Raw genomic sequence first — 12355 nt, forward strand, 5'->3', positions numbered from 1 at the left:
CGGTCATGCCGGTCTCCCGGCCAGGTATGTGAGACGCCTGGGGCGAGAGTGCCGCGGTCGGGCCCTGTGGCAGGCCGATCGCCCGGTTCGCGTGGTGTGAGCCCTGGTAAGGGTTGGTTCGGCATTCGGGCAACCCCCGATTCGCGCCCCGGCTGCGGGCAGCGAACCAGAAAAGGAAGCGGGGGTTTCACGTGATTACCCAAGAGCAGATCCACGACCTGATCGGACACACGCTCTACGACAGCGACGGCGACCGCGTGGGGGAGGTGAAGACGATCTACGTGGACGACACGTCCGGCGACCCGGAGTGGCTCACGGTCAAGACCGGGTGGTTCGGCATGCACGAGTCGTTCGTACCGCTGCGCGCGGTCAGAATGATCGGCGACCGGGTCGAAGCGGGGTTCGGCAAGGACCAGATCAAGGACGCGCCGAGAGTCGACGTCGAATCCGGCGCCCGGCTGTCAGAGGAGGAGGAACGCGAGCTCTACCGCCACTACGGCGTCGAATGGGGCAACGGCCGGCGCCGGCCGCTCGTACCCGGGCAGCCCGGCAGCCCCGACGCCCGCACGGACATGACGTCCGAGGACGCGATGACCCGCTCGGAGGAGCACCTGCGGGTGGACACCGAGCGCTACGAGAGCGGCCACGCCCGGCTGCGCAAGTACGTCGTCACCCAGGAGGAGCAGGTGACCGTGCCGGTCAGCCACGAGGAGGTCCGCATCGAGCGCGAGCCCATCACCGAGGCCAACCGCGACGCGGCGATGCGCGGCCAGGACATCACCGAGGCCGAGCACGAGGTCACGCTGCACGCCGAGCGGGCCGTCGTGGAGACCGAGGCCGTCCCGGTCGAGCGGGTACGGCTGGCCAAGGAGGAGGTCACCGAGGACGAGACCGTCTCCCGCCAGGTGCGCAAGGAGCGCATCGAGGCGGACGGCGACCTGGACGGGGAGCCTGAGCGCAAGGAGCGCATCGAGGCGGACGGCGACGTGAAGGGGGAGCCTGACGGCACCGACCGCTGGTAGCCGCACTCCCGCCACCGGGCCGGGGCCCATCACGCCGGGCCCCGGCCCGGCCTTGCCCTAAGCTGTGCTCGGCACGTGCGCGTGGATGCGCGGTACGCGCCGCGACAGAAGTGGGTGGGGTCGATAGACGCGGACTCGCAGATCACGGATCTGACACTGGACGACCACGCCTGCCTCACCTTCGGCGAGCGCGAGGAGTACCTCGACCTGACCGCCGCCTACATCCGTGACGGGCTGGCGGAAGGCCTGCGGGTGGTGTGGCTGAGCGAGGAGCCGCAGGCGGCCCGCGCCGAGCTCGACCGGCGCGGCCTCGCCGTCCGGCACGCCGGCGACGGCGGGCGGATGCGGATCGTGGCCTGGCAGGACGGGCTGCTGTCCGGCCGCCAGTTCGCGCTGGAGGACGCCATGCGGTGGCTGCGCGCCCAGCGCGACGAGGCCGAGCGGGCACATCGCGGCCTGCGCGTGGCGATCGACATGGGCTGGGCGCTGAGCCCGATCCAGGGTGTCGAGCAACTGCCCGCCTTCGAGCGGCAGATCGCCGAGACGCTGGCGGGCACCCGCGTGTCGGTGCTGTGCCAGTACGACCGCGAGCGCTTCGACCCGGTCACGCTCGCGTCGGTGTCGGCCTTCCACACCCGCTCGGTCGCCGCCGCCACCTACCACGACGATCCGCTGCTGCGCATCTGCCGGCAGTACGCGCCGCCGGGCGTCCGGCTGGCCGGGCAGATCGACTCCACGGCGGCGGAGTCCCTGGCCCTGGCGCTGGCGGAGGTCATCCGCGGCGACGCGGACGTCACCGTCAACATGAGCGAGCTGACCTTCATCGACGTCGCCTGCACCCGGATGATCCTCGACTGCGCGCGCAGCATCTGCCCGGACCGCAAGGTGGTGCTGCGCTGCCACTCCACGATCAGCGCGCGTTTCGTGCTGCTCGGCGCGACCGATATCGCGGGTGTTACGGTGGAAACCGCCGATGAACGGTGACCAGCCCCTTGACCAGCCGACCGGCGCGGAGCAGACACGTCCGCCCGGTGACGACGTCCTGCTCACACAGGACTTCACCGGCGACTCCCTCTACACGCTGAGAGCCGGCGCCGAAGCCCACGCCACCCAGGCGGGACTGCCCGCCGGACGGGTCGCCGACCTGGTCATCGCCGTCCACGAACTGGCCATGAACGCGGTACGCCACGGAGCCGGGCACGGCACGATGACCCTCTGGACGCGGGACGGGATGTTGTGGTTCCGCGTCAGCGACCCCGGCCGCGAGGACGCCGTCCCGCCCGGCGAGCCGTGGCCCCGCGTGCACGGCCACGGCCTGTGGATCGTGCGCACGCTGGCCGACGAGCAGACGATGTCCACGGGCCCCGGCGGGACGGATACCACCGTCGCCATGGCGCTGCCCGGCGCCGCCGGGCAGCCCGCGAGCATCCGGCCGGAGCACGACAACGGGCGCGTGGTGCTGCGCCTGTCCGGCCTGTTCGACCGGAGCGCGGCGCTGGAACTGCTGGAGCGTACGCGGACGCTGCCCAGCCTCGTGCTGGACCTGACCGACGCCGGCCCATGGGACGCCGACGGCCTGGCCGCCCTGGTCACGTTGCGGCAGCGCAGCGAGCTGAGCCTGACCGGCGTGCCCGCGTACCTGCGCGGACGCCTCGAAACCCTGGACCCCGCGCTGTCCGAGGCCATCGACGACTGAACCCGCGGCGCCGAAGGCTCCGCGGGTCCGCGGGATCAGGCAGGAGTGGGCGGACCCTGATCGTGCGCGCCCGGCACACCGGCCGTGTCAGGGACCGGACGCGCATCGGGTGCGCCGGACCGGTCAGGGACGGAACGGGCCGGTGACGCAGTAGGTGATGCCGCCGGAGGACGATCCGCTGGTGCCGCGCTGGGAGGAGAAGTACAGGCGGTTGCCCGCGGGGTTGAACGCCGGGCCGGTGATCTCCGACGAGCCCTGGCCGCTGATGCGCAGGAACACCGAGATCTGGTCGTTCGGGGTGATCATGCAGATCTCCATGTTGCCGCCGTCCTCGGCCACGTACAGGTCGCCGCCGGTCGAGCCGGTCACGTTGTCGACACCGGTCAGGGGCGGGTTGCCGGGGCTGACCAGGCTGTCGTCGTAGGCCAGCTCGTAGGTGTTGTTCGCCAGGTTGAGCTGCCAGAGCCGGTTGTCGCCCTTGGTGGTGAACCAGACGGTGTCGTCGGCGTAGTGGCAGCCTTCGCCGCCGTTGAAGGACTTGGAGCCGGAGACCTGGCTGCGGGTGGCGGTGGGGGAGCCGTCGGGGTCGGGGACGTTCGCCCAGCTGAAGGAGCCCGAGGTGGAGGACCCGGCGACGAGCACCTGAAGGGTGCCGGCGGACAGGTCGCCCCAGGTCGAGGGGACGAAGCGGTAGAACCTGCCGTTGCTCTCGTCCTCGGTCAGGTAGATCACCCGGCGGACCGGGTCGGCGGCCGCGGCCTCGTGCTTGAAGCGCCCCATGGCCGCCCGTCGCGCGGCGGCGCCGCCGAAGGGATAGGTCTCGTAGACGAACCCGCGGCTCACCTCCTCGCACGACAGCCAGGTGTTCCACGGCGTCTTGCCGCCCGCGCAGTTCTGCCGGGTCCCGGTGAGGATGCGCTGGGCCGACTGCACGGCTCCGGAGGAGGTGAAGCGGATCGCCGACGCGCCGCCGCCGGGGTTGATCTCGGAGTTGGAGACGTAGATCCAGCCCGCGCCGTCGGCGAAGCAGGCACCGCCGTCGGGGGCGTTGTGCCAGGTCAAGGATGTGCCGGGGACCGTCTGGCCGGAGCGGGCGATCACCTGGCTGGTGAAGCCGGCGGGCAGCAGGATGCCGTTGGCGTCCGCGGAGCCCAGCGGACCGTAGGGGCTCGGCGCGTTCTGGGCGGGCGCGGCCAGCGCCGTGCCTTCCCAGAGGGTGAAGGGCAGCGCCATCGTGCCGGCGCCGAGAACCGAGGCACGCAGGAAGTTGCGTCTGTTCATCGGTGTGACCCTTTCCTGGCCGGGGGTGTCAAAACCCGAGGGTAGGCACCGTCCGTGAACGCTCGGTGTCCAATCCTGGTCGAGGCCGGGCCGATGCGCCGATGGATCCGGAAAGTCATGTATTGCATAGGAAAGTTTCCTATTTAATACTGCGATCAAGCACTATCCGCCCTGGTCCATGGAGGTTCCATGCTCCGTCGTCTCGCCGTGCTCGCCTCCGCAGCCCTTCTCGCCCTGTCCGCCGCACCCGCCCAGGCCCATGCCACCGCCGTCGTCGAGGACGTCTTCAGCCCGCTGACCCTCGGCGGGTACTGCGCCGCCCAGGTCAACCCCACCTCGGGGATCGGCTTCTACAACGGCTGGCTCAACTGTTACCGCTTCGGCACGCCCGGCCTGGTCTTCACGGGCGCGGGCAACCCGGGTCAGGCCTGCGTGTACTTCCACCCGACGTGGAACTTCATCAGCTATTCCCAGGGGGTGAGCCAGGCGCTGCTCTGCAGGTACTCGGTCTGACCTCCGGGCCCCGCCGTGCCTGTGGCGCGGCGGGGTTCACCGGGCCTCGCGCAGGAAGCGCAGGCCGGTGGCGGCGATCCAGGACCACGACAGCACCACGGCCAGCGCGAAGGACACGTTGATCAGGGCGGAGGCGTTGCCGGAGGCGATGCCGGCGAAGGCGGCGAGGAACAGTACGCCGGTCAGCGCGGAGAACAGGGCCCAGCCGGTCCGGCGCTCGGCGGCGTGGCGGCGGGCGTGGAACAGGCAGGCGGCGATCATGCACAGGAAGCCGATGCCGCCCGCGACGAAGTGCAGCATGCCGTGCCAGGAGACGGCGGCGGGCGGGCCAGCGGGAGTGCCGGCGGGGAAGCCGAGCGCGGGGTCGGCGACGAAGACTCCGGCGCCGATGAGGCCGAGGCCGTAGACGCGGATGAGCCAGGGGGCCCAGGGCCGCTTGAGCGCGTACGAGAAGGCGATGACGAGCGCCCCCGTGATCACGAAGTTGGCGATCTGGATCCAGCCGAGGTCGCCGTTGCTCAGCAGGCTGGCGGCATGGCGGGTGAGATCGAACGGCTCGCGGGTGACGGCCTGGGCCAGGGAGACCAGGACGTAGAGGGGACCGGCCAGGACGCCGCACATCAGAAGGGTTCTGTTCATGCCCTAGAGCATCTCTCCGACAATAACTTTTGTCAAGACGATTCTGATTGTCGGAGTTCCGGACGGCTAGGGTGTCGTCAAACGATCTTCTGCGGCGGATGGGCGGACACATGGACAGGTTGAAGGGGCGGCGGGCCATCGTCACCGGCGGCGCCAACGGCATCGGGCGGGCCATCGCCGTGGCCTTCGCCCGCGAGGGCTGCGAGGTGTTCCTCACCGCTCTGCGCGACGAGGACGCCGCCCGCGACACCCTCGCCGAGCTGCGCGGGTACGGCGTGCGGGCGCACTACATGCTGCTGGACGGCGCCGACCCCGACGGCGTGCGGAAACTGATGGAGGCGGCGGGCCGGGCGCTGGGGGTCGCCGACGTCCTGGTGAACAACGCCGCCACGATGACCAGGACCGGATTCCTGGACCTCACGCCGCAGGAGTACGAGCGCGTGATGGCGGTCAATCTGCGCTTCCCGTTCTTCGCCACCCAGGCCTTCGCCGCGCGCCTGCGCGAGGAGGGCGCGCCTGGCAGCGTCATCAACATCAGCTCGATCAGCGCCTTCAAGGCGGTCAGCGCGATGGCCCACTACCAGTCCAGCAAGGCCGGGCTGTCGATGCTGACGCGCAGCGCCGCGTACGAGCTGGCGCAATACGGCATCCGGGTCAACACGATCTCTCCCGGCCTGACCGCCACCAAGGCCAACTCCCCGCAGTGGCGCGACGACCCCGACCTGTGGCACGAGCGCAGCAAGGACATCCCGCTGGGCCGTCCCGGACGCCCGGCCGACTTCGCGGGCGCCGCCGTGTTCCTGGCCTCGGACGAGTCGTCCTGGATGACCGGCGCCGACCTGGTCCTGGACGGCGGCGACGCGGCCGTGTGAGCGGGCTCAGGCGGCCGACGGCGCGCCGCTCGCCCGCCGCAGCGGCGACAGGATCAGCCACAGCGTCGAGGCGACCGCGCCCAGGACGCCGATGAGGATGGTCGGGCGCACGCCCAGCCAGGTACCCAGCGCGCCGCCCAGCAGCCCGCCGGCCGGAGCCATGGCGAAGGCCAGGAACCGGTTGGCCGCCTGGACCCGGCCGAGCAGATGATCGGGGCAGGCGCCCTGGCGGTAGCTGACCTGGACGACGTTGTAGAGCGTCCCGCCGTACCCGCAGGCGAACCAGCCGCAGACGAACAGCGCGACTCCCCAGCCGCGCGAGGACAGCGCCATGAGCACGCCGAGCGGCTCGGTGAGCAGCAGCGACAGCACGATCGTGCGGGTGGGACCGAACGCGCGCGTCCACCTCTTGACGGTCAGGGCCGCGAGCACCCCGCCCGCGCCGGACGCGGCGGCCACCAGGCCGGTCATCACCGGCGAAAGCCCCAGCTCGCGCGTCAGGAACAGCACCAGCAGCGCCGCGACCATCGACATGAACAGGTTGACGCTGCCGGTGCAGAAGCCGATCGCGCGCAGCGCGGGGTCGCGCAGCAGGAAGCGCAGACCCTCGCCGATGTCGGCGAGCGTCCCCCTCCCGCTCGCCGCCGCGGGCGCGGGATCGGGGACGCGGATACGGCCCAGCAGGCCGGCCGAGGCCAGGAACGTCACCGCGGTGACCGACACCGTGGCGGCCGCCCCGGCCAGCCCGGCGATCAGGCCGCCGAGGCTGGGCCCGGTCACCACCGCGACGGAGTAACTGGCCTGCAGCTTGGCGTTGGCCTCGATGAGCCGCTCGCGCTCGACCAGCGCCGGCACGTACGCCAGGTGGGCCACGTCGAAGAAGATCGTCCCGATGCTCACCAGCAGGGCGACGGCCAGAAGCTGCCAGATGGTGAGCACCCCGGCGGCGTACCCGAGAGGGATCGACAGGAGCAGCAGCGCCCGCGTGACGTCGGCGGTGAGCAGGACGCGCCGGCGCCGCATCCGGTCCACCCACGCGCCCGCGGGCAGCCCGAACAGCAGCGCGCCGACCGTGCCCGCGGCGTTGAGCAGCCCCATCTCCAGGGGCGTGGCCGCCAGCGCGGTGACCGCCACCAGCGGGACGGCGATCGCTCCGGCGCGGCTGCCGAGCTGGCTGACGGTGTTGGCCGACCACAGCCGCACGAAGTCGGCGTGCCGCCAGAGACTCACCACCGCACCGGCAGCCGCACCGGTCCGATCGTGATCGCCGTGGTCAGCCACTCGACCTCCTCCTCCGGTACGGCCAGCCGCAGATCGGGACAGACGCGCACAAGTGCCCGCACCGCCTCCTGCAGTTCCATCCGCACCAGCGAGGCGGCCAGGCAGTGGTGCAGCCCCGGCCCGAACGTCAGGTGCGCGCTGCCCTCACGCTCCACGTCGATCCGTTCGGGTTCGGGGAAGGCGCCGGGGTCGCGGTTGGCCGAGGCGAAGGAGACGAGCACCGCCTCACCCTCGCGGATGGTCCGCCCGCCGATCTCGACGTCCTCGGTGGCGATCCTGGCGATGCCGAGACCGGGGCTGATGACGAGGTAGCGCAGCAGTTCCTCGACCGCCCCCGGGATCACCCCGGGCCGTTCGGCCAGACTCCGGTAGAGGCCGGGCTCGGTCAGCAGCGTGTAGGCCATGTTGCCGACCTGCTTGGCCACGTTGTCCTGGCCGGTGGTCAGTGAGCTGCCGAGGAAGGTGACCAGCTCCTGCTCGCTGAGCCGCCGCTCGCTGTCGCGGGCGTGCACGAGCTCGCTCAGCAGGTCGTCGCGCGGTACGGCGCGCCGCCGCTCGACCAGTTCCAGCAGGTACTGGGCGAACGCGCCCAGGACGCGCTCGACCTCCTCGGCGGTGTAGGCGGTGGTGGTCACCACGACCTCCGCCCAGCCGCCGAACCGGTCGCGCTCGCCGTACGGGACGCCGAGCATGTCGCAGATCGTCATCAGCGCGAGCGGCGTGCCGAAGTCCCGCATGAGGTCGGCGGGCGGGCTCAGGCCGCGCAGGAGCGTCTCGGCGCGGGTGGTCACCGAGGGCCTCAGCTCCTCGATCCGCCGCAGGGAGAACGCCTTGGAGACCAGGCGGCGCATCCGCGTGTGCTCGGGCGCGTCCATCATCGCCATGGAGCCGGCGCCGCCGGGCAGCGGCGTCATGCGCGGCACGTCGGCGCCGGCCGCCCGCGCCCGGCTGAAGCGGGGGTCGGAGATGATCGCGCGCACGTCCTCGTAGCGGGTCGCGAGCCAGCCTTCGCGGCCGTAGGGCATCCGGACCCGCGAAAGCGGCTCGCTTTCGCGCAGCTGCGCGAAACGGGGGTGCAGGCGCAGCAGGTCGGGTGGGCCGAAGGGGTAGGAGCCTGCCGTCATGCGTGATCTCCAGGGGTGACGATGGGCGGTCGCTCCCCAGCGGCCCGAGGAGCGTCCCGCCGTCGCGCTACTTGCCGGGCTTGACCGTACCGGTGGTCATGATCTTGAATTCAGCGGTCACGATGTGACGCATGGGATTCACCTCCTTCTGCTGCGAGTGTCCGTGCGTAGTCGAAGGCTTCGACCACGACGTCCTCGGTGAGCACGGGGGTCTCGACGAGCAGGCAACTGCCGAGCGGGGTGGTGGCGACGTCGCCGCCCGCCCGGCGGTGGACGGTGGCCCTCATCTCACGGCTCGGCACGGTGTCCAGCGGGAAGCCGAACCGCACCCGCGCGACCCCCGTCCGGCCGGGCCGCCTGCGCGCCTTCTCGGCCTTGGCCGGTGGTCCCAGTTCGTCCAGGGTCGCGCGCCATCGCCGCGAGAGGGGTGACCAGGGCTCGGTCTTCCTGATGAGCGCGCGCAGCTCGGGGGCGAGCGCGAGCGCCTCGGCGTGCTCGCGGACCACGCTCACCAGCGCGTCGCCCAGGCGCCGCTCGGCGAGGCCGGCGAGCACCGCGAAATCGAGGAGGTCCTTAATGCGGAATTTGCGCTGGAACCTTTCCTCGGCCACAGCGAACAATCCACATAAATCATCATGTTCCGGTGGAACGGCCCTTACCGGAACCCCCTTCAGGTCGCCGGTGAACGCACAGGTGGAGACGTCGGCACCCATCGGTTTGTCGAGATGGGGTTCCTCGGCCGGCCACTTCATGGCCACGCAGATATGCCGTCCGAATTCTCCGTCCATGACGCTGACACCCTGCGGGACGGCGTCATAACGCGCCGACAGCTCCACGACGCAGCGCCACAGCGCCTCCTCGTCGGGGGCGACCAGATCGGCGTCCCCGGACTGGCGCAGCATCCATCCGGGCATGTGGGCGGCGATCCTGCGCCCCTTGAGCACGGTCAGCCCGTGCGCCGCGGCCTGTTCCTCACCCACTCTGGCCAGCTCGGCGACCCGGCGGCGGGCCCGTTCGAGATGGGCCGTCGCCGCCGCGGTGAGCTCGATGTCCCGGGCCTGCGCCGAGGACAACCAGGTCGCCAATATCCCCGCCTTCGCGGCCATATGCGCCACTCGCCATGCCGGATATGCCGGTGGCGCGCCGAGGATTCTGTCTATGGTGTCAAAATCCATCATCACCGATACAAGAAACCCGATACTAACAAGATCAACACTTTGAGTAAACACGAGTTCTGGCGGAGGTCATGAAACAGGTTTCACCCCTGCCCGTCCCGGCCATGTTCGTGTCATGAGTGAACGTATGCCCCCGGCGCCCGTGATCGGCGCGGTGGTCGCCGTCGGCGTCGTCGCCGCGCTGCTCCTCGGCACCGGCGCCCTCCTGATCGCCGGCGGGCTGCCGCGCAGTGCCGTGCCGCCGGTGGCCTTCGGCCTCCTCGGTGCGGCGGTCGCGCGCGGGCTGTGGCCGGGATGGCGCGGCCCCCGCGTCCTGGCCACCTTCTTCGCGGCCTTCGTCGTCCTCTACGGGGGCACCACGCTGGCCGACGCGCTGACGGGCACGGGCGCGCCGCCCGCCGTCCTCGCGGGCGCGTCCGTGATGGCGCTGGCCGGCGCCGCCGTCATCGTCCTGCTGTTCGTGCCGCCGTCGTCGCGGGCGTGGTTCGCCCGCCACCGCAAAGCACGTTCCCGGCGCAATGAGTAGGGCCTACTCATTCGCGGGCCCCGGCGAAAGGCGAGAATGCGCTCAAGGCGCGGCCCGATAAACCTGTGGACGCCGTGCCGCCGGCGCCGGAAAACTGAATCCGCCGGATTCGTGGCAACGTTCGGAGGGGCATCATGTCGACCCGAGGTGTGGCGATCGCCGCGGCATTGATCGCCGCCGCGGCGACGATCACCGGCGCACTGATCACGTCCCGTCAGGTGCCGCTGCCCTGGGCCTCCGGAGACGCGGGAAGCTCGGAAACGCGACGCGAAACGGTCCGTGAGAGCGTTCCAGGCGGACCGAAAAAAGCCCCCGGAATCGCCGTTACTCCGAAATCCCTGACCTTTTCCTGCGAGGGCGAAAGCTGCGCGCAAGAAGTGCGGGTGTTAAGCACGGGAACGGCCACGCTGAAAATCGCCGGCATCGAGTTCGAGGGCGACAACCCCGGCGATTTCCAGCACGACAACGCCTGCGCCGGCCAGGCGCTCGACGTCGACGACGAGTGCGCGCTCAAGGTGTGGTTCGCCCCGGCGAGCACCGGTTCGAGCGGCTCGGCGACCCTGGTGATCCACCAGAACCTCAAGGGCGACGCCACGTACGTCAGGGTCAGCGGACAGGGCACCCAGCAGCCCACCGACGAGCCCACACCGGAGTCGAGCCAACCGGCCGGATAGCCGGGCCCGCCATGACGCACGATCCGGTGCGTTGCCGTTCCTCGCGGCCTCGACGCGACACCGTCCATCCGAGAAGAGGACGTATCGCCCACCCTGCGAACGGAGCCTGGGCGGGCAGTAAACACGACTTGCCCGCCCAGGTGGCATCGGCGACGGCCATGAGGTGTGTGAGGAAGGCGTCGATGCTCGCGGCGATGTGCCGGCGTGCTACGTCCGGCGGGGAGCCTCGAGGGCGAGTCGGCGTGAGCGTGCGGTGGTGATCGTGGAGGCTCCACAAGCCGCAGCAACGCGACGAACTGTTGCATACATGCTGAGCACTCGCTCAAACCAGATTGCGCGAGTGCTCAGAAGAGAGTGATCACTGCTTGAGCACTCCCAGGTCAGACGTCTAGGCGTTCTGGCCGAGCAGTTTCTTGGCGAGGAAGGCCGTGCCGTCTTCCGTGTAACCGTGGGCGAGGACCCCTGCTATGTAGTGAGTGTGCGCGCACGTCTGGAGGAACCCCAGGGCCAGAGGATTGCAGGAGGGAACGCGCGCGGTCGTAAAGCTGCACACCGGATCGCCTTTCTGGCAATAGCTGCGCACTCGATCACGCATGTCCTCGTAATAGTGTCCCTTGTCGACGCCGAACGCGCGCAGGCTGCCCGGGTGTTCCAGCGAGCCACGCGCGACGGGAGGCTTGGGAGAGAAGCGCGGATCGCCGAAGAGTACGATCGCAGTGATCTTCTTCTTGTGCTTCGGATGCTTCGCGAGATACGCCCCGATGACCCATGCACCTTGAGAATATCCGGCGAGCGCGATGCAGGCGTTCCCCTTAACCGCGGCATCCATGTGGTGGGCAAGTCCTTCCACGCCCCTGTCCACACTCTCGAACTGCCTGCGCACAAGTCCCTTGGCGAGTAGCACATCCACGCTGTCCGCGGGATAGCTGACTCCACTGAAGCCGACCCCGTCCACCTTCACGTTCGCGGAGTTGGCGCGGCTTCTGAATTCCTCGAACACACCCCGATATATGGTCGCGCCCATGTCGTGCTGGAGCTCGAACGCTCGTTCGCCAGAGCCGCGTAGGCCGATGAAGACGATCTTCGAGCAACTCTTGGGCTTGCCGGGCCCGGGAGTTCCCGTTACCCGGACCGTCACCGTACGTGAGTTGTTTCGCTCGTCGGTCTCGCTGATGTGGTCGTCGGCGTCCACGGTGAAGCGGACGGAGTGCGAGCCGGGTTCGCCGAACTTCCATGCGAACTGACTGTTCCCGTTCATCACAGTTGTCTTGCCCGCCACACCCGCGTGGCTCCCGTACGCGCCGACCTCTTGCCCGTCGACGTACCACTTGATGTTGAAGACGGAAGCCGCCTGGTCACCGAGGTTCCTGATTCCCGAATCGAACTGCACGCTGTGGCCCGTCCTGATGGCGCCGCCGGAGAAGGTGATGGCCGTCGGTGTCAGGTCGGGTCCCGCCGAGGCGTGGGCAGGCCCCATGGGGAGAAGGAGCGCTACCGTCGCAGCCGCGGCGAGTAAGCGCAGGATGCTTTTCATCGTGGGCGGACTTCCCTT

Annotated in this window: 13 protein-coding genes; 7 read left to right on the forward strand and 6 right to left on the reverse strand. The window is 70.1% G+C overall.

Features of this window, described 5'->3' with window-relative positions; genetic code table 11:
- Positions 1 to 191: 191 nt before the first annotated feature.
- From ACIBKY_RS24660 to ACIBKY_RS24670, 3 genes are all read left to right on the forward strand, one after another.
- Positions 192 to 1022: a DUF2382 domain-containing protein gene (locus ACIBKY_RS24660; protein ID WP_397099761.1), complete on the forward strand. Its 831-nt coding sequence runs from the start codon at positions 192 to 194 to the stop codon at positions 1020 to 1022.
- Positions 1023 to 1097: 75 nt separating this feature from the next.
- The gene (locus ACIBKY_RS24665; protein ID WP_397099763.1) at positions 1098 to 2006 is read left to right on the forward strand and encodes an MEDS domain-containing protein; all 909 of its coding nucleotides are present in this window, start codon (positions 1098 to 1100) and stop codon (positions 2004 to 2006) included.
- Positions 1996 to 2718, forward strand: coding sequence for an ATP-binding protein (locus ACIBKY_RS24670; RefSeq protein WP_397099765.1), 723 nt, complete (start codon positions 1996 to 1998; stop codon positions 2716 to 2718). Before ACIBKY_RS24665 ends, ACIBKY_RS24670 begins: the two co-directional genes overlap by 11 nt.
- A gap of 123 nt (positions 2719 to 2841) precedes the next feature.
- Here ACIBKY_RS24670 and ACIBKY_RS24675 read toward each other — a convergent pair whose 3' ends face one another.
- Complete coding sequence (locus ACIBKY_RS24675) at positions 2842 to 3999, reverse strand: alkaline phosphatase PhoX (RefSeq protein WP_397099767.1); 1158 nt, start codon at positions 3997 to 3999, stop codon at positions 2842 to 2844.
- A gap of 189 nt (positions 4000 to 4188) precedes the next feature.
- Between ACIBKY_RS24675 and ACIBKY_RS24680 the strand changes: the two genes are divergently transcribed.
- Positions 4189 to 4512: a hypothetical protein gene (locus ACIBKY_RS24680; RefSeq protein WP_397099769.1), complete on the forward strand. Its 324-nt coding sequence runs from the start codon at positions 4189 to 4191 to the stop codon at positions 4510 to 4512.
- 36 nt (positions 4513 to 4548) lie between these two features.
- Here ACIBKY_RS24680 and ACIBKY_RS24685 read toward each other — a convergent pair whose 3' ends face one another.
- Positions 4549 to 5151, reverse strand: a complete 603-nt coding sequence (locus tag ACIBKY_RS24685) for a DUF998 domain-containing protein (protein WP_397099771.1) — start codon at positions 5149 to 5151, stop codon at positions 4549 to 4551.
- Between the two features lie 110 nt (positions 5152 to 5261).
- On the opposite strand from ACIBKY_RS24685, the gene ACIBKY_RS24690 reads away from it, so the two are divergent.
- Positions 5262 to 6023, forward strand: a complete 762-nt coding sequence (locus ACIBKY_RS24690) for an SDR family NAD(P)-dependent oxidoreductase (RefSeq protein ID WP_397099773.1) — start codon at positions 5262 to 5264, stop codon at positions 6021 to 6023.
- A gap of 6 nt (positions 6024 to 6029) precedes the next feature.
- On the opposite strand, the gene ACIBKY_RS24695 is transcribed toward ACIBKY_RS24690, so the two are convergent.
- The 3 genes from ACIBKY_RS24695 to ACIBKY_RS24705 form a co-directional block, all read right to left on the reverse strand.
- Positions 6030 to 7253 carry an MFS transporter gene (locus ACIBKY_RS24695; protein ID WP_397099775.1) on the reverse strand — a complete coding sequence of 408 codons (1224 nt, stop codon included), beginning with the start codon at positions 7251 to 7253 and terminating at the stop codon, positions 6030 to 6032.
- Complete coding sequence (locus ACIBKY_RS24700) at positions 7250 to 8428, reverse strand: cytochrome P450 (protein WP_397099777.1); 1179 nt, start codon at positions 8426 to 8428, stop codon at positions 7250 to 7252. Before ACIBKY_RS24700 ends, ACIBKY_RS24695 begins: the two co-directional genes overlap by 4 nt.
- A gap of 110 nt (positions 8429 to 8538) precedes the next feature.
- Positions 8539 to 9513, reverse strand: a complete 975-nt coding sequence (locus ACIBKY_RS24705) for a hypothetical protein (RefSeq protein WP_397099779.1) — start codon at positions 9511 to 9513, stop codon at positions 8539 to 8541.
- Positions 9514 to 9718: 205 nt separating this feature from the next.
- Between ACIBKY_RS24705 and ACIBKY_RS24710 the strand changes: the two genes are divergently transcribed.
- Complete coding sequence (locus ACIBKY_RS24710) at positions 9719 to 10129, forward strand: hypothetical protein (RefSeq protein WP_397099781.1); 411 nt, start codon at positions 9719 to 9721, stop codon at positions 10127 to 10129.
- A 149-nt stretch (positions 10130 to 10278) separates the two neighbouring features.
- The gene (locus ACIBKY_RS24715; RefSeq protein WP_397099783.1) at positions 10279 to 10803 is read left to right on the forward strand and encodes a choice-of-anchor D domain-containing protein; all 525 of its coding nucleotides are present in this window, start codon (positions 10279 to 10281) and stop codon (positions 10801 to 10803) included.
- A gap of 388 nt (positions 10804 to 11191) precedes the next feature.
- On the opposite strand, the gene ACIBKY_RS24720 is transcribed toward ACIBKY_RS24715, so the two are convergent.
- On the reverse strand, positions 11192 to 12337 hold the full coding sequence (locus ACIBKY_RS24720) for a cutinase family protein (protein WP_397099785.1): 1146 nt from the start codon (positions 12335 to 12337) through the stop codon (positions 11192 to 11194).
- Positions 12338 to 12355 lie beyond the last annotated feature (18 nt).

The sequence above is a fragment of the Nonomuraea sp. NPDC050394 genome, assembly GCF_044459065.1.
Lineage (GTDB): Bacteria > Actinomycetota > Actinomycetes > Streptosporangiales > Streptosporangiaceae > Nonomuraea.

What these genes read in the sequence shown, in the direction of transcription:
- ACIBKY_RS24670 (WP_397099765.1), top strand. Translation starts at nt 1,996, where the DNA reads ATGAACGGTGACCAGCCCCTTGACCAGCCGACCGGCGCGGAGCAGACA.
- ACIBKY_RS24675 (WP_397099767.1), bottom strand. Translation starts at nt 3,999, where the DNA reads ATGAACAGACGCAACTTCCTGCGTGCCTCGGTTCTCGGCGCCGGCACG.
- ACIBKY_RS24680 (WP_397099769.1), top strand. Translation starts at nt 4,189, where the DNA reads ATGCTCCGTCGTCTCGCCGTGCTCGCCTCCGCAGCCCTTCTCGCCCTG.
- ACIBKY_RS24685 (WP_397099771.1), bottom strand. Translation starts at nt 5,151, where the DNA reads ATGAACAGAACCCTTCTGATGTGCGGCGTCCTGGCCGGTCCCCTCTAC.
- ACIBKY_RS24690 (WP_397099773.1), top strand. Translation starts at nt 5,262, where the DNA reads ATGGACAGGTTGAAGGGGCGGCGGGCCATCGTCACCGGCGGCGCCAAC.
- ACIBKY_RS24700 (WP_397099777.1), bottom strand. Translation starts at nt 8,428, where the DNA reads ATGACGGCAGGCTCCTACCCCTTCGGCCCACCCGACCTGCTGCGCCTG.
- ACIBKY_RS24710 (WP_397099781.1), top strand. Translation starts at nt 9,719, where the DNA reads ATGAGTGAACGTATGCCCCCGGCGCCCGTGATCGGCGCGGTGGTCGCC.
- ACIBKY_RS24720 (WP_397099785.1), bottom strand. Translation starts at nt 12,337, where the DNA reads ATGAAAAGCATCCTGCGCTTACTCGCCGCGGCTGCGACGGTAGCGCTC.